Annotated in this window: 27 protein-coding genes and 1 pseudogene; 17 read left to right on the top strand and 11 right to left on the bottom strand. The window is 54.5% G+C overall.

The features are described 5' to 3' along the window. The first annotated feature begins 173 nt into the window (after positions 1-173). Positions 174-896, top strand: coding sequence for an SDR family NAD(P)-dependent oxidoreductase (locus PFER_RS00785; RefSeq protein ID WP_048147853.1), 723 nt, complete (start codon positions 174-176; stop codon positions 894-896). A gap of 59 nt (positions 897-955) precedes the next feature. Here the strand turns inward: PFER_RS00785 and thiD are convergent, their stop codons facing one another. Genes thiD through PFER_RS00765 form a run of 4 tightly spaced genes read right to left on the bottom strand, consistent with a single transcriptional unit; the run spans position 956 to position 4418 of the window. Next, entirely contained in the window at positions 956-2248 is a 1293-nt protein-coding gene (thiD, locus tag PFER_RS00780; protein WP_048147852.1) for a bifunctional hydroxymethylpyrimidine kinase/phosphomethylpyrimidine kinase, read from the bottom strand. Further along, a complete protein-coding gene (gene thiE / locus PFER_RS00775; protein WP_048147851.1) occupies positions 2248-2862 on the bottom strand; it encodes a thiamine phosphate synthase in 615 nt (204 codons plus the stop codon). Before thiE ends, thiD begins: the two co-directional genes overlap by 1 nt. Before the next feature lies 1 nt (position 2863). Then, on the bottom strand, positions 2864-3658 hold the full coding sequence (thiM, locus tag PFER_RS00770) for a hydroxyethylthiazole kinase (RefSeq protein ID WP_048147850.1): 795 nt from the start codon (positions 3656-3658) through the stop codon (positions 2864-2866). A gap of 1 nt (position 3659) precedes the next feature. Beyond that, the gene (locus tag PFER_RS00765) at positions 3660-4418 is read right to left on the bottom strand and encodes a sulfide-dependent adenosine diphosphate thiazole synthase (protein ID WP_048147849.1); all 759 of its coding nucleotides are present in this window, start codon (positions 4416-4418) and stop codon (positions 3660-3662) included. Between the two features lie 93 nt (positions 4419-4511). Between PFER_RS00765 and thiC the strand changes: the two genes are divergently transcribed. Genes thiC through PFER_RS00730 form a run of 7 tightly spaced genes read left to right on the top strand, consistent with a single transcriptional unit; the run spans position 4512 to position 9762 of the window. Continuing rightward, a complete protein-coding gene (gene thiC, locus PFER_RS00760; RefSeq protein WP_048147848.1) occupies positions 4512-5798 on the top strand; it encodes a phosphomethylpyrimidine synthase ThiC in 1287 nt (428 codons plus the stop codon). Continuing rightward, the gene (locus PFER_RS00755) at positions 5795-6454 is read left to right on the top strand and encodes a phosphoribosylaminoimidazolesuccinocarboxamide synthase (RefSeq protein ID WP_048147847.1); all 660 of its coding nucleotides are present in this window, start codon (positions 5795-5797) and stop codon (positions 6452-6454) included. Before thiC ends, PFER_RS00755 begins: the two co-directional genes overlap by 4 nt. After that, entirely contained in the window at positions 6451-7377 is a 927-nt protein-coding gene (locus tag PFER_RS00750; protein WP_048147846.1) for a formate--phosphoribosylaminoimidazolecarboxamide ligase, read from the top strand. The genes PFER_RS00755 and PFER_RS00750 overlap by 4 nt, the downstream gene beginning before the upstream one ends. 1 nt (position 7378) lies before the next feature. Next, a complete protein-coding gene (locus PFER_RS00745; protein ID WP_048147845.1) occupies positions 7379-7972 on the top strand; it encodes an IMP cyclohydrolase in 594 nt (197 codons plus the stop codon). 58 nt (positions 7973-8030) lie between these two features. Then, a complete protein-coding gene (locus PFER_RS00740) occupies positions 8031-8645 on the top strand; it encodes a hypothetical protein (protein WP_048147844.1) in 615 nt (204 codons plus the stop codon). Then, positions 8623-9384, top strand: a complete 762-nt coding sequence (locus tag PFER_RS00735; protein ID WP_048147843.1) for a hypothetical protein — start codon at positions 8623-8625, stop codon at positions 9382-9384. Before PFER_RS00740 ends, PFER_RS00735 begins: the two co-directional genes overlap by 23 nt. 9 nt (positions 9385-9393) lie before the next feature. After that, a complete protein-coding gene (locus PFER_RS00730) occupies positions 9394-9762 on the top strand; it encodes a hypothetical protein (RefSeq protein WP_048147842.1) in 369 nt (122 codons plus the stop codon). Here the strand turns inward: PFER_RS00730 and ribH are convergent. Further along, a pseudogene (gene ribH, locus PFER_RS11965) lies at positions 9759-9869 on the bottom strand (6,7-dimethyl-8-ribityllumazine synthase); the annotation flags it as partial. The gene PFER_RS00730 and the pseudogene ribH overlap by 4 nt on opposite strands. 387 nt (positions 9870-10256) lie before the next feature. On the opposite strand from ribH, the gene PFER_RS00725 reads away from it, so the two are divergent. Further along, a complete protein-coding gene (locus PFER_RS00725; RefSeq protein ID WP_048147841.1) occupies positions 10257-10907 on the top strand; it encodes a peroxiredoxin in 651 nt (216 codons plus the stop codon). Positions 10908-10939: 32 nt separating this feature from the next. Here PFER_RS00725 and PFER_RS00720 read toward each other — a convergent pair whose 3' ends face one another. The 5 genes from PFER_RS00720 to PFER_RS00700 form a co-directional block, all read right to left on the bottom strand. Then, a complete protein-coding gene (locus tag PFER_RS00720) occupies positions 10940-11365 on the bottom strand; it encodes a hypothetical protein (RefSeq protein ID WP_048147840.1) in 426 nt (141 codons plus the stop codon). Positions 11366-11545: 180 nt separating this feature from the next. Next, complete coding sequence (locus PFER_RS00715) at positions 11546-12337, bottom strand: hypothetical protein (protein WP_157254973.1); 792 nt, start codon at positions 12335-12337, stop codon at positions 11546-11548. A gap of 165 nt (positions 12338-12502) precedes the next feature. Then, entirely contained in the window at positions 12503-13207 is a 705-nt protein-coding gene (locus PFER_RS00710; protein ID WP_048147838.1) for an ABC transporter permease, read from the bottom strand. After that, positions 13204-13905, bottom strand: coding sequence for a fluoroquinolone export ABC transporter permease subunit (locus PFER_RS00705; RefSeq protein ID WP_048147837.1), 702 nt, complete (start codon positions 13903-13905; stop codon positions 13204-13206). Before PFER_RS00705 ends, PFER_RS00710 begins: the two co-directional genes overlap by 4 nt. Beyond that, positions 13902-14753, bottom strand: a complete 852-nt coding sequence (locus PFER_RS00700) for an ABC transporter ATP-binding protein (protein WP_048147836.1) — start codon at positions 14751-14753, stop codon at positions 13902-13904. Before PFER_RS00700 ends, PFER_RS00705 begins: the two co-directional genes overlap by 4 nt. Before the next feature lie 119 nt (positions 14754-14872). Here PFER_RS00700 and PFER_RS00695 point away from each other — a divergent pair, with 119 nt between their 5' ends. From PFER_RS00695 to PFER_RS12515, 3 genes are read left to right on the top strand one after another with little or no spacing between them, the layout of a single operon-like run. After that, entirely contained in the window at positions 14873-15199 is a 327-nt protein-coding gene (locus tag PFER_RS00695) for a ribbon-helix-helix domain-containing protein (RefSeq protein WP_048147835.1), read from the top strand. Then, positions 15196-15393 carry a putative toxin-antitoxin system toxin component, PIN family gene (locus PFER_RS12520; RefSeq protein ID WP_281175691.1) on the top strand — a complete coding sequence of 66 codons (198 nt, stop codon included), beginning with the start codon at positions 15196-15198 and terminating at the stop codon, positions 15391-15393. The genes PFER_RS00695 and PFER_RS12520 overlap by 4 nt, the downstream gene beginning before the upstream one ends. Positions 15394-15401: 8 nt before the next feature. Beyond that, positions 15402-15635, top strand: a complete 234-nt coding sequence (locus PFER_RS12515) for a putative toxin-antitoxin system toxin component, PIN family (protein WP_281175690.1) — start codon at positions 15402-15404, stop codon at positions 15633-15635. Between the two features lie 82 nt (positions 15636-15717). Here PFER_RS12515 and PFER_RS00685 read toward each other — a convergent pair whose 3' ends face one another. Beyond that, the gene (locus tag PFER_RS00685) at positions 15718-16380 is read right to left on the bottom strand and encodes a helix-turn-helix domain-containing protein (protein WP_342666362.1); all 663 of its coding nucleotides are present in this window, start codon (positions 16378-16380) and stop codon (positions 15718-15720) included. Between the two features lie 255 nt (positions 16381-16635). Between PFER_RS00685 and PFER_RS00680 the strand changes: the two genes are divergently transcribed. From PFER_RS00680 to PFER_RS00660, 5 genes are all read left to right on the top strand, one after another. Continuing rightward, entirely contained in the window at positions 16636-17160 is a 525-nt protein-coding gene (locus PFER_RS00680) for a ferritin-like domain-containing protein (protein ID WP_048147833.1), read from the top strand. A gap of 156 nt (positions 17161-17316) precedes the next feature. Continuing rightward, on the top strand, positions 17317-18429 hold the full coding sequence (locus tag PFER_RS00675) for a hypothetical protein (RefSeq protein ID WP_245612374.1): 1113 nt from the start codon (positions 17317-17319) through the stop codon (positions 18427-18429). Beyond that, entirely contained in the window at positions 18426-19169 is a 744-nt protein-coding gene (locus PFER_RS00670) for an ABC transporter permease (RefSeq protein WP_048147832.1), read from the top strand. Before PFER_RS00675 ends, PFER_RS00670 begins: the two co-directional genes overlap by 4 nt. Beyond that, a complete protein-coding gene (locus PFER_RS00665; RefSeq protein ID WP_048147831.1) occupies positions 19166-19603 on the top strand; it encodes a hypothetical protein in 438 nt (145 codons plus the stop codon). The genes PFER_RS00670 and PFER_RS00665 overlap by 4 nt, the downstream gene beginning before the upstream one ends. After that, a complete protein-coding gene (locus PFER_RS00660) occupies positions 19600-20289 on the top strand; it encodes an ABC transporter ATP-binding protein (RefSeq protein ID WP_211255066.1) in 690 nt (229 codons plus the stop codon). Before PFER_RS00665 ends, PFER_RS00660 begins: the two co-directional genes overlap by 4 nt. Positions 20290-20293: the final 4 nt, after the last annotated feature.

Below are 20293 nucleotides of genomic sequence, written 5' to 3'. Positions count from 1 at the left end.
GTTTATGGGCGTGAAATTATATCCACGAAAAAGTTTGGGTTACCATTGACGTACCGCTTCAGCACCCCGACTTAGTCCTCCCCAGTCCACCCGCGACCCCGTCAAACATAAAAGCTTTTTGGGAGAAGGACAAACTATTGCCAGCAATGTAGTGGACTTATGGGGGTGGTGATATGGAGGTTTCGGGAAAGGTTGCCCTTGTCACCGGCGCCTCGAGGGGAATTGGAAGGGCCATAGCGGTGGCCCTTGCGAATAAGGGGGCGAAGGTGGCCATAAACTACGCCCATGACGAGGAGGGGGCCAAAGAGACCGAGAGGCTCTGCAGAGAGGCCGGGGCAGAGGCCATGATCGTGAAGGCCGACGTCAGGAACAGAGAGGAAGTGAGGGCGATGGTGGAGAGTGTCGTTAACCGCTTCGGCGGGATAGACATTCTCGTCAACAACGCTGGAATACTCGGGAAGGCCCTGAAGCCGATGGAGGTAACAGATGAGGACTGGGACAACGTCCTTGGCGTAAACCTTAAGGGTGCCTTCATTGTCACGCAGGAAGTTCTTAAGTTCATGAAGAAGGGCAAGATAGTGAACATAGCCTCGATAGCGGGCAAGGACGGCGGAACCGTCGGGCCGCACTACGCCGCCTCGAAGGGCGGGCTCATAGCCCTAACCTTCAACCTCGCAAGACACCTCGCTCCAAACATACTCGTCAACGCGGTAGCACCAGGACCCGTAGATACCGGACTGATAAGCCCCGAGATAAAGGAGAAACTCGGAAAACTGTCACTCACGGGCGAGATAGCGAAGCCTGAGGACATAGCCCATGCCGTGATATTTCTCCTCGAGAACGACCACGTTACCGGAGAGCTGGTTGACGTCAACGGCGGCAGGCTGATGGACTGAGAACTTTAGATTTTTATCCTTTTGATTTTGATATCGGGTATGCTTTGAAGATAGGGATGTTAAAGGAGCGCCTTGATCCTTTCTACCACCTCTCCCGCGCTTCTGCCAAAAACGAGCACCATCGGCTCCTTCCCCCGGTCGCCGAGATGGTAGACAACGTCAGGTCTGTCCCCAAGTCTTTCAACTGCAGTCTCAATGCCCCACTCCATCGTGCCCCTCTCGGCCCCCTTTACCTCCTCCGGTTCTTCCCCGCGGTCGTAGAAGGAAACTTTGAGTCCGAGCTTTCTCGCTCTTTCTATGAGCTCCTCTGAATAGCGAAGGTTGAGGACAGCTCTACTCTCCGGGTAGAACTCCATCATCTTCAGGAGGGCCCTCCTCAGGTGGTCGCTGGCGTTTAGCTCAACGGGCCCGACGGGCTTCACAGTCTTACCGTAGCGAACTATCCTGCCCTTAACTGCAAAGACCTCGCCGAAATCCGTTGCCAGAGCGAAGTTAGTGCCGACTTCCGCGACGTGTGGATTTAAAAGTTCACCAATTTTCACGAGCTCGCTGACTGTTCTTTCAAGCTCCTCTTTTGCCTTCCACCTCTGGGCGTCCCTCTGAAGCTCCCAGAGCGGGTTGACGGCCTTTGCCTCGGCCCTTGAGAACCTTATCGCCCCCTCAACGAAGCGCTTTGCCCTCTCGACAGCCTCTGGAAGCTCAAGACCTTTTGCAATGAAAGTTGCCAGTGCCGAGGAGAAAACACAGCCGGTCCCGTGTGTGAAGCCCTCGACCCGCTCCCCGGAAAATTCGAAGACCTTTCCGTTCCAGTAGAGAATGTCGGTGAAGTTCAGGTGCCCGCCCTTGACGACGGCCGCCTCCGCACCCAGCTCCTCCACGAGAATCCTTGCGGCCCTTTTCATGTCCTCTATCGAGCTTATCTCCATTCCCGTAAGTGCCTCCGCCTCAGGGACGTTCGGTGTGACTATCGAGCCAGGGATGAGCTTTTCTTTAAGTTCCTCCACATCTTCGGGGCTCAAAAACCGAAAGCCCGAGGAGGAAGCTATTACCGGGTCGAAAACCCTCGTTAGCCCCTCCGTCTCTTCTGCCACAACCCCCACCGTGCTACCGTGGAGAAGGCCTATCTTAACAGCCCTTATTTCAAACGCCCCCTTAACTGCTCGTATTTGCCCCCGAATGACCTCGGGCGGGACTGGGAAGGTACCCCTAACCTCTTTAGGGTTCTGGTATGTTATGGTGGAAACTACTGGAAGAGGATGCCCGCTCAAAGCGGAAACCGTCTCGATGTCTGCCTTGAGTCCAGCTCCGCCGCCCGTGTCGAGGCCCGCTATGACGAGTACGACCATCGGCATCACCCCTTAAGGAGGGCCGCAAATTCCATCGCGGTCCTTTTAACGTCGGGTGCGTTCATAACGGCCGAGATAACGGCTATTCCATCCGCCCCCGTCTCCATTACCTGCTTCACATTTCCTACCGTTATGCCCCCTATGGCCACCACTGGGATTTTAACGCTCTTCACGATCTCCCTCAAACCTCCGAGGCCGAGAACCCTCGCTTCGGGCTTTGTTGGGGTTGGAAAAATCGCTCCCACGCCGAGATAGTCAGCCCCTTTCCTCTCTGCTTCAATGGCTTCCTCAAGGCTGTAGACGGAGGCACCGATGAGAAGGTTTGGGGCTATCTCCCTGGCAACATCTATGGGGATATCCTCCGGCCCAAGCTGAACACCGTCGGCGTCGAGCGCTAAAGCCAGGTCTATTCTGTCGTCAACGAAGAAAAGCGCCCCATATCCTCTCGCCAGCCTTCTCATTTCCCTCCCCGCAAGGTAGGCTTCCCTCGTAGAGACTGTTTTCGCCCTCAGCTGGATGGAGGTTGCGCCCCCTTCTAGGGCCTCCCTGATCTTTTCCACTTCACTCCTGTCCCCCCTGGCGGTTATGACGTAAAAAAGGAGGGAATCACTGAGAGACATCTCAAACCCTCCTCACCCTCGCTCTCTCAACCAGAAGCTCGGGCGTTATCCTGTAGAGCCAGTCGTAGAGCTTTGCGTGGAAGCTTCCCGGGTAAGGGGCCTCCTCGCTCGCCTTTTCGGCAGCCACCTCGAAGGCCACGAGGGCCGAGATGCTCGCCTTGAGGGGCTCTTCCACGGCCAAAAAAGCGCCCGTTATGGCCGTTGCCATGCACCCCGTACCCGTAACTCTTCCAAGCAGTTCGTGGCCGTTTTCGACGGCGTAGGTTGTTTTTCCATCGCTCACGAAGTCAACAGGCCCTGTGACCGCTACCACGCTTCCAAACCTTTCGCTCGCAGTCTCGGCAAGCTCTGAAGCATCCTCCGCCGAGAAGTGCGCCGAATCAACTCCCCTTGTCTTCCCATGCTCGCCAAGGAGGGCCGATATCTCTCCAAAGTTGCCCCTGATCACTGAGATGTCGCCGAGCTCTATGAGCCTCAGTGCTGTAGAGGTTCTCAGCTTCGTGGCACCCGCTCCGACTGGGTCGAGAACCACTGGCTTTCCGAGCCTTGAAGCAGTCCTAACCGCGAGCTCCATAGACTCTATCCAGCGCCCATCGAGGGTGCCTATGTTTATCACGAGGGCGTCCGCTATGGAGACCATCTCCTCTATCTCTCCGACCGCGTGTGCCATAACCGGTGAGGCACCTATGGCGAGGAGAGCGTTGGCAGTTTCATTCATGACAACGTAGTTCGTGATGTTGTGGACGAGCGGCCGCTTTTCCCTGAGCTTCTTTAGCACTTCTCCAACGAACTCCAAATCACTCACCCCGCAGCTTTCCAAGGATCTCAAGGGCAGCTTTCCTCCCGCTCAGGAGCATTCCGCCGAATATCGGGCCCATCCTCGGCGCTCCAGCCAGAGCGTTTGCGGCCATTCCCGTTGCGTAGAGCCCGGGGAAGACCTCCTTCGTGTGCTCAAAGGTAAGCTCCTCACCCTTCTCCGCCCACATCGGGCCTTCCCCTGGTATTGTCTTTAGCAGACCGCGCTTGAGGAGGTGTTGACTGATCTGCGCCCCATGGCCCGTTGAATCCACCACGGACTTTGCCTCGACCGTGAGCGGATCCACGTGAAGGTTTACCATCTTAACTGGAGTCCAGTTTATCACCACTCCAGAGACCCTGCCGTCCTTGACGACGAGGTCTTCCACCTCGACCATGTTGAATATCTTCACCCCTGCCTTTATTGTCTTACTCGCGAGCGTCGAGGCGAGTTCTATTGAGTCGAGAACGTAGAGCCCGCTTCCAACGGGTTTGCAGTCCACGCCAAACTCGTCGAGGATCTCCCTCGCGCTCCCCTGGACGACAACTCGATTGAAGCCCATCGCCCCGCCCCAGATGCCGCCGCCTACGGAGAGCTTCTTCTCAAAGATGGCCACCTTCGCGCCGCCCTTGGCGAGGTAGTAACCCGCGACCATTCCTGACGGGCCCGCTCCAACTATGGCAACGTCGAGCTGGAGGTTCTCAAGAAGGTCGTTGAAGTATGCCTCAACTATCGCCCTGCTTATCTCAACGTCCCTCATGTCCACCACCCAAAACTTTTTAAGCCGCGTTCAAAACTAAGTTTTGAAATTTAAAAACTTTGTTATAAATCGGTTATAGATTGGGTGATGGGCATGACCCAGCTTGAGGAAGCCAGAAAGGGTGTCATAACGGAGGAAATGAAGTTCGTGGCCGGGAGGGAAGGAGTAGATGCCGAAAAGCTGAGGAAGAACATAGCTAAAGGCCACACGGTCATCTTCCGCAACGTCCGCCACGATTGGGTTAAGCCAGTTGCCGTGGGCGCGGGCGTTAGGATCAAGGTGAACGCGAACATAGGTACTTCCAGGGACATAGTAGACGTTAAGGCCGAGATAGAGAAGACAAAAGTTGCAGTAAAGTACGGCGCCGACACGATAATGGACCTCTCCACAGGAGGCGATCTCGACGAGATAAGGAAGACTATAATGCACGCCGTGGACGTTCCAGTGGGTACCGTTCCCATCTACCAGGCCGCGGAGGAGATGCTCGCCAAAGGCAATGCCATCATAGAGATGTCCGAGGATGACATGTGGAAGGCTGTCGAGAAGCACTTCAGGGATGGAGTTGACTACACGACCATCCACGTTGGCGTCACAAAAGAGGTCGTCGAGAAGATGAAGAGAACGAAGAGAACCGTTGGAATGGTCTCGCGCGGCGGGACGTTTCTGGCCGCTTGGATACTCCACTGGGGCGAGGAGAACCCGTTCTACAAGGACTACGACTACCTCCTTGAGCTCGCCAGGGAGTACGACGTGGTTCTGAGCCTCGGCGATGGACTGAGGCCCGGCGGCCTTCCTGATGCCGGGGACGAACTCCAGATGGCTGAACTTTACACCCTCGGAAGGCTCGTGAGGAGAGCGAGAGAGGCTGGGGTTCAAACCATGGTCGAGGGACCGGGCCACGTTCCCATTTATCAGATAGGGGCCCAGGTGAAGCTCGCTAAAGTAGCCACTGACAACGCGCCCTTCTACGTGCTCGGACCGATCGTTACCGACGTTTTCCCGGGCTATGACCACATAACGGCCGCGATAGGCGGAGCGATAGCGGCCCTCAATGGAGCTGACTTCCTCTGCTACGTGACTCCGGCTGAGCACCTCGGCCTTCCAGATGTGGAGCACGTGAGGAGGGGGGTAATCGCTTCAAAGATAGCGGCCCACGCGGTCAACTTAACCCGCTTCGAGGCTGATTTCCATAAGGACTACCTCATGGCGCTGGCGAGGGGGAGACTCAACTGGGCCAAGCAGTACGAGCTTTCGATGGACAAGGAGCGCTTCGTCGAGATAAGGAAGGAGAGGCCGACTAAGACCGAGGCCTGCTCGATGTGCGGCGACCTCTGTGCAATAAAGCTCATCAACGACATGCTCGCGGGTGAGCGGGATTGAAACTGATCTACCGCGGAAAGACCAAGGACGTTTACGAAGACGGGCCTTACCTCGTCTTCCACTTCAAGGACTCCATACTCGGCGAAGGAGGAAGGGAGGACACCGGCGGCAACGAGGTCGTAGGCGAGCGGAGGGGCAAGGGAAGTGCAGTCCTCGATGAGGCGGAGTTCTTCTTTCGCCTCCTCGAAGAGAACGGGATAAGGACGCACTTCGTCGAACGGATTGACGAGAGGAGGGCGCGCTTCCTGAAGGCGGAGAGAATACCACTTGAGGTCATCTACCGCGAGCTGGCCTACGGGAGCTTCCTGCGGCGCTACAATGGTTGGGTGGAGGAGCTGAAGCCCCTCGGAATAGTGGAGTTCACCCTGAAGGACGATTCCCTCAAAGACCCGCTGATAACGGAGGAGGCCATAACAAAGCTCGGAATAGCGGGCGAACGGGAAGTTAGAGAGATGAAGGAAAAAACCCTGGAAGTAGGGGAGATTCTGAGGGGGTTCTTCTCCTCGAAGGGCCTTCAGCTCGTTGATTTCAAGCTGGAGTTCGGCCGGAGAAACGGCGAGCTCATCCTCATAGACGAGCTGAGCGGAGACACGATGCGCGTTATGAGGGATGGAAAACTCTTGAGCCAGGAGGAGCTGAGGGAGGTGATAGTGTGATAGTCTCCACGATAGCTTCCCACTCCTCGCTCCAGATACTCCTCGGGGCGAAGAAAGAAGGATTTAAGACGAGGCTCTACGTTTCACCTAAGAGAAAGCCCTTCTACTCCTCGCTGCCGGTCGTTGATGAGCTCCTAGTCACTGATAACATGAGCGCCATCCTGGACGATGACGGCATAGTTGTCCCGCACGGCTCGTTCGTTGCCTACCTCGGACTTGAGGCGATAGAAAAGGCCAAAGCAAAGTTCTTCGGGAACAGGCGCTTCCTCAAGTGGGAGACGACCTTCGAGCTCCAGGACATGGCCCTCGATAGAGCGGGGATTCCGAGGGCTGAGGTGGTAGAGCCAGAAGAGGCCAAACCGGATGAGCTCTACTTCGTCAGAATCGAGGGGCCGAGGGGAGGGAGTGGCCACTTCATTGCAAGGGGAAGCGAGCTTGAGGAGAGGCTTTCAACGCTTAAAGAGCCCCACAGGATTGAGCGCTTCATCCCGGGCGTTTACCTCTACGTCCACTTCTTCTACTCGCCCATTCTGGAGAGGCTTGAGCTCCTAGGCGTTGACGAGAGGGTTCTAATAGCCGATGGCAACGCTCGCTGGCCGGTGAGGCCGCTTCCCTACACCATAGCCGGCAACAGGGCCGTAGCGCTCAGAGAATCGCTCCTCCCGAAGCTCTACGACTATGGAATGGCTTTCGTCGGAGCCATGAGGGAGCTTGAACCGCCGGGGGTTATCGGCCCGTTCGCCCTTCACTTCGCCTACGACGGCTCTTTCAAAGCTATAGGAATAGCATCGCGCATAGACGGGGGAAGCAACGCCGACCACTGGTACTCCGAGCTCTACTGGGGTGAGAGGCTCACCATGGGGCAGAGAATAGCTAGGGAGCTTAGGTTGCTGAAGAGGAGGACAGGCTTGAGGAGGCGGTAACGTGAGGTACGTGGGAAGGACGCTTGGGATAGGGCTGAACAAAGGAAAGCCCTTCGCTTTCTACCTCCTCTGCTCCCGCTCCTTCCCGAACAGAAGGGCAGTGGTGAAGGGAAACAGGGTTTACATCATTAACCAGACCAAGACTGAGAACCCCTACGTGAGCTATCCCGTCGTGAGGCTAACTAATGACTACGCGGTCGTTACCAACGGCCTCCACACGGACTTCATAACTCAGGCCCTCGAATGGGAGAAGCCGAGGAAGGCCCTCGTCCACGTTTTAGACGCTTTAGACTACGAGAGGGACGAGTACAATACCCCAAGGATAGCCGGGATAATCCAGCGCGGACAGCGGAGAGGCTGGCTCGGCTTTGTTGGAAGGGAAGAGTTCTGGGTCAGGGAGCTTGAGCTTGAAGAGGGGAAGACGTTCCTGACGGCTACGTACAACATGAACGGCTTTGAAAGCGTTGAGTTGACTTTCTCCACTCCAGAAGAGCTCGTTGAAAAAGTTATGAAACTTCCCTTCGAGCACAAGGTGCTCGCCGTTGGGATAGTGGAAGGGGAGAGCGGCTTTGAGGTCGTGAGCGGAAAGGCATGAGTTTGCTTTTTCTCTTTCACAGGCTAAACTTTATAACGGCACCCTCCCACATAACTACATGCGGGTAAAAATAGAAGCCCACCCAGAGTTAGAAGATGTCGGGGACTGCATAAAGCGAGAGGCCCTTGAGGCGGTGATTGACGAGGCAACGGCAATTGAGGGGGACTTCGTCAGGCGGCTCTTTCGTCCCGGGCCGTGGGAGAGGTTCAAGAGATGTTTAAGGCCGAAGGCAAGCGTTGAGTTCTCCGTGGGGTCTCTTTATCTGGCCAGGGGTGAGTACGACTACCTAGATTTTGCGGAGGCACTACTGATAATCGACCTCATCGCGAGGGGGCGAATTGGGATGGCCTTTGAGATAGCCCGCATAACTGGAGTGGGGCTGAGGGGCCGGTATAGAGAACGGGGGATTTACCTCTCCTTTGCAGGTTTCCATGGGGAGGTGGAGCTTATAGATGATAAGCTGGTCTTCCACGGGGAAGAAGACGACATAATACTGTCCGCTGGAGAGTTCCTCGACGCTGAGAGGCGATTTTTGGAATCCCTGACCTTTGAGCTTAAGGCCCTTTTTGAGGAGTGCTCAGAGCACGGGCTCGAAAGGGCATACCTCGAAAACACCGCCTCTCTCAGGCTGCTACTCAAGGTGATGAAGTATGGAAATCGGCTGGACGGTTGAAGTGGGCAGGGAGTGGCTCCTTGAGAGACTGGCCGAACTCTCTCGGTCTGGAAGCGTCGAGGATTATCTTGGAGAAAGGAGGCTTTTCGACTACGGCACGCTTTCCATCAAGCGGGGAGAAGTCCCGATTTTCAGCGCCGACGTGTTCCTCGCGGATGGGCTTGAGGAGCTTGCCCTCATGGACTTCCACCTTCTCGGCATTGAGCCGCCCTTTGAGATGAGGGAGCTCTCAACGCGCAGGGTAAAGGGAAACGACTACTACAGGGCCCTCGCCGGGGAAAGCTTCGGGCTTTTCCTTGAAAAACATCTTGTTGCGGGTCTTGGCTCCTACGACCCATGGATAAGCCTCCACGTGGCGAGGGGAGGGGATACGCTGAAGGTGCTCTCCCTTGAGTGGTACGGCCCCCACCAGGAAGTCTACTTCGAGGTTCCCCTGGATGAGTGGATAGAATCCACGGTAAAGCTGTACGCTATGATTCTCAGAGACCTCGAAAAGATGCGGGGTATCTTTATCCGCTACGGGTGGAGGCCGGCTCTGGAGGAAATGGGCCGTTTAAGGGCCCTCCTGCGGACCCTCCTCGACGCTTATCCCATTGACGTTGATTCCCTCCCCCCAGCATACGCCCCATGGGCGGTGGAAGACGTCGTCAGGAACGCTTCAAGGTTCCTCTTCAATGGTGATCCCAACGCCGCCAAGTGCCTCCTCGACTCACTCAAAAACCCGAACCACTACAGGTAGGCGCTTTCCATGATCCTTGAAGAGCCAGAAACGCTTGAATTCCTCTACCGCCTCCTTGAGGAGCCCTACCGCTCGGAGGCCCTCTCACACCTTGCTTACCTATACGTAATCAATGGGAATCCCGGGAGGGGAGTGGAGATAGCGGAAGAGGTGGGAGGCGATACTGCCTACGAGAACCTCGCTTTCGGCTTTATAATGATCGAGGATTACGAAAGGGCTTTGGAATTCGGGAGGAAGATCAAAAACCGCTGGCTGAAAGGAGGGGTGCTCCTCATGGCATACCTCCAGCGAAGGGAGCTCAAAGAGGCGATACTCCAGAGCGCCCCCGAGCACGTGAGAGTCTGCATAGAGGAAAGAGAAAAAGGCGAAGGCCTTTAAGTCCTCAGCTTTTTTATCAAATTCGCCATCTCAAGAGCCGCCATCGCGTACTTGAAGCCCTTGTTGCTCTTAACTCCTGCCCTGTTGAAGCCCTGGAGCTCGTCCTCACTAACCATAGCCTGTCAGGCGGTTTTGTGAGATGTCCTATTTCTTTAATTAACTAATTATTTAAAAGAATAAAAAACTAATTAAATAATAACTTGCCCTCACGGGACGTGTAGTATTAGGCCTATCAGCAGCCCTCTATGTTCCCAGCTTATCTTATACACCGTGCTTCAGATGGAAAACTACTGGTTGTGTCTTAACGATATACATAGCCCAAATATTTTGACATAGTGTCCAAGTTAAACGGAAAAAATTGTATTTATATCCAACAATGTCCAGTTTTATCTCGATATTAGACAGATTTAATACAATTAGCCGAACCAAAATACTTATATATTCGAACCTCATTAGTTGGGATGAACATACCAAACAAATGGAGGGTGATGAAAATGGTAGTCATAGGAGAAAAGTTTCCAGAGGTTGAGGTCAAGACCACCCACGGCGTGATAAAGCTCCCGGACTACTTCGCCGAGCAGGGCAAGTGGTTCGTGCTCTTCAGCCATCCGGCGGACTTCACGCCGGTCTGTACGACCGAGTTCTATGCCATGCAGAAGCGCGTTGAGGAGCTCAGGAAGCTCGGCGTTGAGCCCATCGGACTCAGCGTTGACCAGGTCTTCAGCCACCTCAAGTGGATGGAGTGGATAAAGGAGAACCTCGGCGAGGAGATAACCTTCCCGGTCATAGCCGACGATAGGGGCGATCTCGCCGAGAAGCTCGGTATGATACCCAGCGGCGCCACCATAACCGCGAGGGCGGTCTTCATCGTCGACGACAAGGGCACCATAAGGGCCATCGTCTACTACCCGGCCGAGGTCGGCAGGGACTGGGACGAGATCCTCAGGCTCGTCAAGGCCCTCAAGATAAGCACCGAGAAGGGCGTCGCCCTGCCGCACAAGTGGCCCAACAACGAGCTCATCGGCGACCGCGCCATAGTCCCGCCGGCCGGGACAGTCGAGCAGATCAAGGAGCGCGAGGAAGCGAAGGCCAAGGGCGAGATCGAGTGCTACGACTGGTGGTTCTGCCACAAGAAGCTCGAGTGAAGGATTTTTCCTTCCTTTTTACCATTTCTCTTCTATTCCCCATGAAACCAAGCCACAAGGAAGGATCCTATCACTGCTGTTCCATACGCTACGGGTTTAATGACCAAACAGCTCCCTTCTGCCACCTTTGAGAGCTCTGAGGCTATGATTACACTTATGAAAGTTAGATAAACACCAACCCTGAACAAAGCTGCCTCGATATTGAGCTCTCCCTTCGCCCTAAGGCCCGCCAAGTAGGCTGTCAGCAGGATGAGGGTTAAAGATGTCCATTTGTTGATTCTACTCATGGCTTCCTGACAGTCAGGAACGTTGCACGTTGCCGTAAATCCGTGGGGATCTATCCAGTTACCGCTGGACGGGCAAGATTTTGGCTCGTGGGAGTAAGCAAACGTGATCAGGCCCAAGAAAAAGAGGAGAAGGAGGAGGAACTCTGCAATCTTCTTTTTGAGGGTACTCATATTACCTCCTCCAGTTCCTGATCGATAATGCCCCCGGTGGGAGATCCCCTGTTCCATCCATTAGCAGTATTTCAGTTGTGTATTCCTTGGACCATCCGCCTTTTAAGTACTTATCTACTACATACTGGTTTACTGCATAAGATATGGCGCCATATGCAACTGTTCCAGTTGTAGAGCTAATTAAAAGTCCTCCCAAGGAAAGCGGATACTCAACCAAAGGTCCAAAGTCCCAAGTATGGATATATACAAACCCGTTTTTATCCAGTAATCATAATATTCCGGGTTTATCCTACTAAATCCAATTGTTATAGAACCTACGTTATAGTGATCGTATACTTCTGCATAAATTCTACAGATATGGAGAAGTTTATTACTGTCTTCTGCCAAATCATCGTATCCACTTTCACAGTGAATCTCATAACTCTTTACTCCTCCAGCGGAAATAAAGTATGGACGATCGCTAACTTCTAAAAGCCAGTGATATGGATACGAGTTTGTTGGCCCGTCCCAGTACCCCACGGGTATTGCTATTGAAACCTTATCTGGAGAACCCTCAAATTCCTCTATATGATCCCATGTCCATTGATATGTCACAAACAGCTTTGCAACACCGTTATCATTGTAGACATCCCAATCAATTGACAAGTGTAGGTCATCCTGATCCCCACCCATTGGCTGAATTGGAGTTCCTGGAATCGTTTTTACAGGGAACTCTTCGTGAGTAAGATGCTTGAATCCATAACTCTCTAATAACTGTCGGGCCTGGGACTCGTTTCCACTTGCCTTGAGGTCATAGTATTCTTTGAACACATGGTTTAGGTATTCTTCAGTTCCTCTTGTGGGTTCGTCCATAGAGGATTTAGTTGCTAAGACAATCTCAGAGTTAATGCTTATAACAAAAAATATCAACAATAGTGCCCCGATTTTTAGGCTACGTGAATTCCCCATTGTTACACCTCCAAGATTTTTCATAATATATTGTCTCAGTCAACAATATAAATTTTTCCTTTTACTATACGTAATCATTTCTGCTTTTTTTTCATAAAGTTAAGTAATTTCAACGGTAGTTTTGCTAACCACCGGAGTGAAAATAAGGGAGAGTAAATTAACGAACATTAACGTCCATCCACTAACATATCAAAGCACCCTTCTCTTGAACAGCCATACGAATACGAAAAGCCACACCGCGTGAACTGCCAGCCCCGGGAGGAAAGAGTTATAATCGGCCTTTGGGATCCCCTCAAAGAGCTTGTAAGCCCAGTACGTGGGGAGGAAAGCCGTGAATTCGCTCCAGTCTGTTGAGAGGTTCCGCCACACCACGATGAGCTTTATCGCTGGGGGCAGGAAGAGCAGCCAGCCGAGGACTTTGCCCACAGTTAACGCCTGCATCCTTGACTCGGAGAGCGAAGCTATCATGAGGCCGTACGTCCATGCCTCGAAGAGGAAGAAGGCTATTATGGCCAGCAGACCTTTCCGCGGAATCTCGATGTCGAGGATTTTTGGGGAGATGGCCACTAAAATGGCCGTTGCTATGGAAGCCCAAGTCAGCCTGTAGGCAAGGAAGGTCTCGCTCGATATAGGGATCACCTGAAGGGCCTGAACCGTCTTTTCTTCCTTTTCGTCGGCCATCATGAAGCCTGGCAACATGCCGAATATCATGGGAATAAACACCAGCACAAGGAGGGCCAAGAGGGGGTAGTAAACTCCCACGCGGTCCCTGAAGTAGCGGACGATGAGGAGGAGGACGAGCGTCATCGCCACGCTGTAAACGAGCATCGGGTCCCTCCTCAGGAGCTTTAAATCGGTCTTGTAAATCGCTCCAAACTTCTTCACGAAGCTCATCTCACTCCCTCCACAGCGTACCTGTAGAACCTGACTTTAGCGATGTAGTATGCCAAAACCGCCCAGAGGATTAATCCAAGGGCCGCGTATGCCAGTGTCCTGGTTGGGACATCCACGAAGGGAGCCTTGAAGAAGTAGAGCGCCGGGTAGCTCGGGACTGCGTAGAGGACTTTCCAGAGCGGGTGCGTCAGGTAGCCGTGGTAGTGGGCGAAGGGCAGAAGCGAGACCACCATGACCCCCAGTATGGGGAGGAAGTAATCGTCGAGGTCGCGGTATTTTGCGGAGATTCCCACCCCGAGCAGGGTGTAGACGATGGAGGCCAGAACCGTCCCGACGACCACGTAGGAAAGCCCGTAGAGGGAGCGCGTGCTAACGGCCATTATCAGCACGGAGGCTATTACCGAGAGGGCACCCAAAAGGAGGGTCTTGGCCAGGAGGTAGTCTCTCCACTCGATTGGCGTTACCGCCAGGGCCCCTATGGCTCCGTCCTTCTTCTCCGCGAACAGCTCCGTGCCCACGAACATGAAGCCAACCAGCCCCGGCTCGAGGATGAGGAAAACCGGCACCATCGTGGGCAGATACTGCTCCGGGAACGCGAGGAGCATCAGGCCGTAAGCCAGCGCCACGAGCAGGTATATCGGGTAGACGTAGCTCCTGAACCCGACGATTACGCTTGTCTTCAGCAGGTTCCCCATCATACGAGCCGCCTCCCCGTCACCTTGAGGAATATCTCCTCCAGGGTCGGCTCCTCCGTGTTGATCCTCCTGACCTCGTGCTCCCTGATGATCTTGAGGAACTCCTCGTTCCGGCCAATTCCTTCGAGCGGGAACTCCGTCGTTCTCACCTCCTCGCTCGCCACGTATTCGACCTTAACGAGCCTCTTCCCCATCTTTACCTTGAGCTCGCCCGGGTTGTCCACCAGCCTTACGGAGCCGTCAACGATGAAGGCAACCCTGTCGCAAAGCTCATCGGCCACGTACATGTTGTGGGTCGTGAGGAAAATCGTCTTTCCGTTCTCCTTCATCTCGAGGAAGAGGTCTTTGAACTTTCTCGCGCTAGCTGGGTCGAGGCCCTCGAGCGGCTCGTCGAGAAAGAGTATGTCCGGGTCTGGGAGAAGGGCCCTCGCTATGTCGAGCTTCTTTCTCATGCCCTTGGAGAAGCCCGCAACGAGCTGATCAGCTTCCTTGTCGAGCCCTACCATCTTGAGGACTTCCATCGGGTCGAGGTGCCGCTTGTAGAAGCTCGCGAAGAACTCGAGGTTTTCGAGGGCAGTCAGGCGGGAGTAAACCGCTGGAAACTCGAAGGAGACGCCGATTTTGTTGTAGTAGTCCTTCCCCCACTCCCTGAGGTCCTTTCCAAAGACCCTGACGTCCCCGGTGTAGTCCCTGATTATCTTGACGAGGATTTTGACGGTAGTCGTTTTTCCGGCACCGTTCGGCCCGAGAAAGCCGTAGATTTCGCCCTCTTCGACCTCAAAGCTTAAGTTCTCCACACCCCTAACGTCGCCGTAGTACTTCTTAACACCGCTAACCTCAATCACCGGCATGCTTCCACCTGTTTACATTAGGACGTCAAGGTAGTTATAGTTAGCCCCGCACATGTGCGGGATAAGCAAAAGGACAATTTTTAAATACTTTTGTATTCTATTTGTAGTTGGTGAAGAAAATGGGAGAAACCGGGACAGATCACCCTATCTCCGTGAGGCTCCCCGGATACGTCGTCGAGAAGATTGACGAACTGGTAAAGGAGAAAGAGTTCAGAAGCCGCTCTGACTTCATAAAGTTCGCCGTCACGATGGCACTGGGCCAGATAATGATGGAAAAAGCACGGGAAAGGGCAAAGAGGCTCACTGAGGAAGAGTTCAAAGAGGAAGCAGAAGAGGCATGGGAGAAACTTAAACGTGGAGAGTTCGAAGAAGAAGGGGACGAAGTCCTAAAGGCTCTCAAGGAGATAGACCAAGAGTCCAAGAGGCTCACGGGTGCAAGGGAATGAAAGTCGTCCTCGACACAAACGTCGTGCTGGCGGCTCTGATAAAGCCCAATGGTTTATCCGCCCTCTTGATCAAGGCCCTGGATGGAGAGCGGCTCATCAACTTCACGAGTGAGGGTGCCCTCGACGAGCTTACTCTAAAAATTGGACTCTTAGCCGAAAAAGGAAGATTTCGTCCGGCTGGGAAGATATTTTAGCCCACTTCTTGAAGGGTTCTGAAATAATATCCCCCTCTACTAACTTCAACCTCTGCAGAGACCCTGACGACAACAAGTGGCTGGAAATAGCTTATGAAATGGGAGCAGGTTACATACTTACCTGGGATAACGACCTCCTGAGCCTTCGAAATGAAGAAAAGGTCGTGAAACTCGGGAATCATACGATCAAGGTTTTCAGTCCTGTGGAGTTCTATAAGGAGATCCTGACCTCAAAATGCTAAATAAACGGGCGAATTATAACACCTTTACGCAACCTCCATTACCTCAACGCCCTCGAATACTCGCTTTTTCATGGGCCCCCGTCTACTCAATAACCCCCTCAAGAACCTTTTTGATTCCCTTCCTCAGGTGCTCCTTCACCGTTGACGGGCTCAGGCCGAGCATCTGGGAGAGGTCCCTCAGCGTCACGCGCCTTGGATCATCAAAGTAGCCGCTCTTGTAGGCCAGGAGGAGAACCTCAAACTGCCTTCCGGTCAGCTTTAAGAGGGGGTTCTCCTCCGGGGTGTAGTCCTCGACGCTCACAACTTTTCCCCCGTAGACTTCCTTCACCGTCGAGATGACGTCCCCAACGAGCTCGTCCTCGCAGACGATGTAGAGATAAACCCCCTCAGGACTGAAGGTGCCCTTCTCGAAGACCACCACCCCCCTCTTCTGCACCTCGAAGAGCTGGAAGACGTTCTCGGGGATGGGAGCGCTTAGAAGGTCTGCCCTCACGTAGAGGAGGTGGTGGTCGTTCTTCGGGATGAGCTTCGCGTCCTTCACGTGGGGGATTTCGAGCAGTTCCCCAAGGAGTTCCTCGGGGTTCACGCCCTCCCTGAACTTGACCTCGACCAGCTTCACCACGTCGTTCCCGATGAGGAAGTACGTGTCCCCGTATCCCCACTCCACAGCCTCCAGAAAGTCCCTGAAGGAGTTGAAGTACTCGAGGCTCAGCGGGATGGAGAACTTTATCCTCTTCATGGGCATCAAAGAAAATAGGGCGGAAGGTTATTAGGGTTTTGTGTATGAAGCTTCCCTCCCCACCGATGCGCCGAGGGATACCCCCCTCCGATCGGAATAATGGCGCGGTGCGAGGCTCAAGGAAAAGGGTAACTCGGAGATGCCACGAAAGCCCTTCCCTGTGAGTCCTGCCCCCACTGCACCCCTAGGGTCTTTCATCCGCCGGTAGGGTTGCAAAAGTTTAATATGGAGTTTCGCCCTACTATATCACGGTGATTCTGGATGGAAGTAACCGATAGGGAAGTTTTTGAGATTGCCGCGAACGCGGAGATTAGGGCCAAAGAGGCCTACGAAAAGCTCGCTTCCGTCGTGAAGAGTGATATCATAAGGGACGAGCTGCTCTTTCTGGCAAGGGAGGAGGACAAGCACAGGAAGATAATTGAGAAGATGGCCGAACGCTTCCAGAGCGGGGAGGGCGAACCGAAGAAGGTGGAGATAGACGTCATGGCTGAGTTCAAGGTTATAGCGGAGAAGATGGCCGAGGCGATAAAGAAGCCCGACCTGAACCTCGACGAGGTTTACGAGATTGCCATGGAGGCTGAACTCGTGAGTGAGAAGCTGTACAACGAGCTCGCAGGCTACGCTGCCACCGAGAAGACGAAGACCGTACTCAACATGCTCGCTGACATGGAGAGGAACCACTACACCATACTCAAGAGGCAGTACGACTACATAACCCGCTACCCGGACATTTACAAGGAGGAGTTCTACGACCAGCTCATGAAGGACATAAACTTCAACTTCTGAGGGCTTTTTACTCCCTTTTGTATTTTTGACTATCCGGATTCTAAGGTGTTCATTGTTGCTCTTATGGGTTGTTTAATGGGAACTTCAGAACACCGAAAGACTAATAAATGGCCATAACGTAACATTAAGTGCAGAACCCCGTTGGGGGGGGGGCGGATGGAGGAAGGAAGCGCTTTCACAGGCCTGCGCTCTTTCGGGGGCGATGGAATGAGGAGGGTGGCTCTGATCCTTGTTCTGCTGCTTCTAACTGCTTCAACTGCCTCGGCAACCCCCTACTGGTTCAAGGAGGGAATCTATGCAAAGTACATATCTCACTCGGGTGGAGGCGATGAGCATCTTCGAGATATCATAGAGATTTCCTGGAGTCAAAACGGCTCGATTGACTACCACTGTCCCTACGTCGAGTTCACGTGGCGTGTCCTCAGGGTCTCGGGGGATAAGGCCCAGGTGGCCCTTCTTCTCCAGGGCTACAACTGCACGAAAAAGATGTGGAAAGAGCTTGACGAGGAAGCCGCCCGGCAGCTGCTTAAGGAATATCAGGAGCGCTACAACTTCACCGGTGGGAACTGCCTGACGATTGAATCCGAGTCCAAAAACGTAACCGTCTGCGAGGACAGCTACACGGAGACAACGGAGCACTATCGTGTGGTCTTGGGAATAGCGAATGGAAAAGGTCACCTCTTCAACGAGTCCTTCGTGCCCGAGAACTTCACGCGGAGCGGTGCCATCGAGCTTGACCTCAAGACCGGCGAGTTCTACGTAAACGGCACCCCCGTGGGAAGGAACTTCCTCTGGAGCGAGAACCCCGCTAACATAAGTGGCCTTGAGGTAATGCCGGGCCTGGAAGTTGAGGAGGTGAAGATGATAAACTCCACCGCAATGACCTACTACGGCGACTTCAACGCGCCGGTCTACATGGCCCACACGAATAAGATTGCGGGCTCCGGCAGCAAGGGCATGGACGTCTTCCTCTACGACGGCTCAAGCGGACTCGCTATAGCCTTCTTCACGCCCTTCAGCCCGCTGTGGGAGCCCCTTGGGATAATGGAGCCCATGATACAGGACACGGCGTTCGCGAAGGAGCACGAGGAGGAGATTAAGAAAGGGGGCAAGATGCCACCCTTCGGCCTCGTCCTGGCGGAGACAAACATAGACTTCACGAGGCCCGCGGAGCTTCCCGATGAGAGGCCGTCCAAAACATCCATAGCGGCTGCACTCGGAGTTTTGGTGGCACTCGCCGTGCTCTTCCTCTGGAGGTGGAGGAAGTGAGGGAGATCCTCCGCTGGGAGCTCCGCTCCCCCCTGAACCTTGCGATGGCCTCAGGGGGCGCGGTTCTGGTGGGGCTGGTCATGAAGAGGTACTACATGACATGGAGTGCGAGCTCCCACGGGGTGCCCTCGGGGGTTGAGACTCTGGGCTCCGTTTTTCGCGACGCGTTCACCGGTGACGTCTACCTCCTCCTGGCTCTCCTCGTGCCCTTCCTCGTCACCTTGGCGGTGAGGCTCGAAAGGGACGAGGGGGTCGCGCTTTCCGTCTACTCCCTCCCGTTTTCGAGGGTTAGAATCCTCCTCGCCAAGTTCCTGGCGGCTTTCCTTCTTCTCCTCATCTTCGTCTTTTCCGTTCACCTGCTCGTGTTCACCCTCCACTTCGCGGACACTCCCAAAGCCGTCATCGAGGTGCTGAAGGTTCAGACGGTTCCAGTGGCCTTCTTCTACATCTCGGCCCTTCTCTTCATGGTCTCCATCGCGGCGGTGGTTGCCATAGCCTCACCCAACACCTACGTTTCAATCTTCGGCGGCTTCGTGCTCCTATACCTCCCCGAGTTCGTGGGGGCGGACTGGTTCTGGCTGCTTAAGTGGAGGGATGCACTGACCAACTACAAGTGGGCCACCATATCGCTCGGAATGGATCCGGTCTTTGGCCGGGAGTTCCTCAAGGTGATCCTCCTTCCGGCGCTGGTTCTCACGGTGCTCTACCTCATCATCGGCAACTGGAGGGACGTGAGATGAGGCTCCTCCGGGTTCTCCTCCTCACCCTCATGCTCGTCTCGCTCCTGAGCCTTGGCCTGCAGTCCGGCCTCGAGCCGAGCGATGTCCACTACCACAGCGCGTTCGTGGCCGATAGGCAGACGACGGCGATTTACGTTTCCTCTGCATCATCATCAAAGCTCTACGCCGTCGGCACGGGAGAATTCAGGGTGAAGGACCTCCAGACCGGTGAGGTGATATTCAACGGAAAGGTGAGCGGCAACGGGGCTTTCTCTCTCGTCTTTCCGCATCCAGGGTACTACGAGTTCAGCGGGAACTCCAGCCAGGGGATAACGATAACCGTAACGCCCGTTGACGTGGGCTTTCCAGGGAGGCAGAAGACGGCCCACCTGTGGACGACGGCGCTCTTTGGGGGTCTCCTGGCAGTAACTCTCATCGGGGGTGGCAGGAGATGATAATCAAGGCGGAGAACCTGCACAAGTACTTCGGGCCGATAAAGGCTCTTCGCGGGGTTACGGTTGAGGTTCCCGAAGGCTTAACCCTCATCCTCGGCCCCAACGGCGGCGGAAAGAGCACCTTCCTAAAGGTTGCCCTCGGCCTCTACAAACCCACGAAGGGCAGCGTGAGGCTCCTCGGAAAAGACCCCTGGAAAAGTCCCGAGGCGAGGAGGAACGTTGGCGTCGCCTTCGACCCCGGAAGGTTTCCAAAGCTGACCACGGGGAGGGAATGGCTTGAGTTCATAGCGAGGGGCAGGGGAGCCGGTGCGGGAGATGTGGAGGAAGCGGCGCGGCTCTTCGGCATTGATGAGGCTCTCGACAGGATAATAGAGGGCTACTCCTCCGGGATGCTGAAGCGCCTCTCTCTGGCCCAGGCCTTCGTTGGCGAACCTGACGTGATCTTCCTCGACGAGCCGCTGGCCAACGTGGACTTCGAGAGCGTTGCCGAGATAGTGGAGGTAATAAGGGAATGGAAGGCCAGAGACAGGAGCTTCGTCATAATAAGCCACATATGGGAGCCGTTCGAGAACATCGCCGATTTTGGAGTGGTCATCAGCGGCGGGAAGGTATACCTGGCGGGGCCTTTCGAGAAGATAAGGGAAGAGGTCGAGGGCATTTTCAGGCCGCCCTTAATGAGAGGTTGATGCC

Origin of the sequence: Palaeococcus ferrophilus DSM 13482 (assembly GCF_000966265.1) — an archaeon.
Taxonomy (GTDB): Archaea; Methanobacteriota_B; Thermococci; order Thermococcales; family Thermococcaceae; genus Palaeococcus; species Palaeococcus ferrophilus.
The sequence above is the reverse complement of the archived record's forward strand: the minus strand, read 5'-3'. Positions and strand labels throughout refer to the sequence as shown.

What these genes read in the sequence shown, in the direction of transcription:
- PFER_RS00785 (WP_048147853.1), top strand. Translation starts at nt 174, where the DNA reads ATGGAGGTTTCGGGAAAGGTTGCCCTTGTCACCGGCGCCTCGAGGGGA.
- thiD (WP_048147852.1), bottom strand. Translation starts at nt 2,248, where the DNA reads ATGCCGATGGTCGTACTCGTCATAGCGGGCCTCGACACGGGCGGCGGA.
- thiE (WP_048147851.1), bottom strand. Translation starts at nt 2,862, where the DNA reads ATGTCTCTCAGTGATTCCCTCCTTTTTTACGTCATAACCGCCAGGGGG.
- PFER_RS00765 (WP_048147849.1), bottom strand. Translation starts at nt 4,418, where the DNA reads ATGAGGGACGTTGAGATAAGCAGGGCGATAGTTGAGGCATACTTCAAC.
- thiC (WP_048147848.1), top strand. Translation starts at nt 4,512, where the DNA reads ATGACCCAGCTTGAGGAAGCCAGAAAGGGTGTCATAACGGAGGAAATG.
- PFER_RS00740 (WP_048147844.1), top strand. Translation starts at nt 8,031, where the DNA reads ATGCGGGTAAAAATAGAAGCCCACCCAGAGTTAGAAGATGTCGGGGAC.
- PFER_RS00735 (WP_048147843.1), top strand. Translation starts at nt 8,623, where the DNA reads ATGGAAATCGGCTGGACGGTTGAAGTGGGCAGGGAGTGGCTCCTTGAG.
- PFER_RS00730 (WP_048147842.1), top strand. Translation starts at nt 9,394, where the DNA reads ATGATCCTTGAAGAGCCAGAAACGCTTGAATTCCTCTACCGCCTCCTT.
- PFER_RS00725 (WP_048147841.1), top strand. Translation starts at nt 10,257, where the DNA reads ATGGTAGTCATAGGAGAAAAGTTTCCAGAGGTTGAGGTCAAGACCACC.
- PFER_RS00720 (WP_048147840.1), bottom strand. Translation starts at nt 11,365, where the DNA reads ATGAGTACCCTCAAAAAGAAGATTGCAGAGTTCCTCCTCCTTCTCCTC.
- PFER_RS00715 (WP_157254973.1), bottom strand. Translation starts at nt 12,337, where the DNA reads ATGAAAAATCTTGGAGGTGTAACAATGGGGAATTCACGTAGCCTAAAA.
- PFER_RS00710 (WP_048147838.1), bottom strand. Translation starts at nt 13,207, where the DNA reads ATGAGCTTCGTGAAGAAGTTTGGAGCGATTTACAAGACCGATTTAAAG.
- PFER_RS00705 (WP_048147837.1), bottom strand. Translation starts at nt 13,905, where the DNA reads ATGATGGGGAACCTGCTGAAGACAAGCGTAATCGTCGGGTTCAGGAGC.
- PFER_RS00700 (WP_048147836.1), bottom strand. Translation starts at nt 14,753, where the DNA reads ATGCCGGTGATTGAGGTTAGCGGTGTTAAGAAGTACTACGGCGACGTT.
- PFER_RS00695 (WP_048147835.1), top strand. Translation starts at nt 14,873, where the DNA reads ATGGGAGAAACCGGGACAGATCACCCTATCTCCGTGAGGCTCCCCGGA.
- PFER_RS12520 (WP_281175691.1), top strand. Translation starts at nt 15,196, where the DNA reads ATGAAAGTCGTCCTCGACACAAACGTCGTGCTGGCGGCTCTGATAAAG.
- PFER_RS00685 (WP_342666362.1), bottom strand. Translation starts at nt 16,380, where the DNA reads ATGCCCATGAAGAGGATAAAGTTCTCCATCCCGCTGAGCCTCGAGTAC.
- PFER_RS00680 (WP_048147833.1), top strand. Translation starts at nt 16,636, where the DNA reads ATGGAAGTAACCGATAGGGAAGTTTTTGAGATTGCCGCGAACGCGGAG.
- PFER_RS00675 (WP_245612374.1), top strand. Translation starts at nt 17,317, where the DNA reads ATGGAGGAAGGAAGCGCTTTCACAGGCCTGCGCTCTTTCGGGGGCGAT.
- PFER_RS00665 (WP_048147831.1), top strand. Translation starts at nt 19,166, where the DNA reads ATGAGGCTCCTCCGGGTTCTCCTCCTCACCCTCATGCTCGTCTCGCTC.
- PFER_RS00660 (WP_211255066.1), top strand. Translation starts at nt 19,600, where the DNA reads ATGATAATCAAGGCGGAGAACCTGCACAAGTACTTCGGGCCGATAAAG.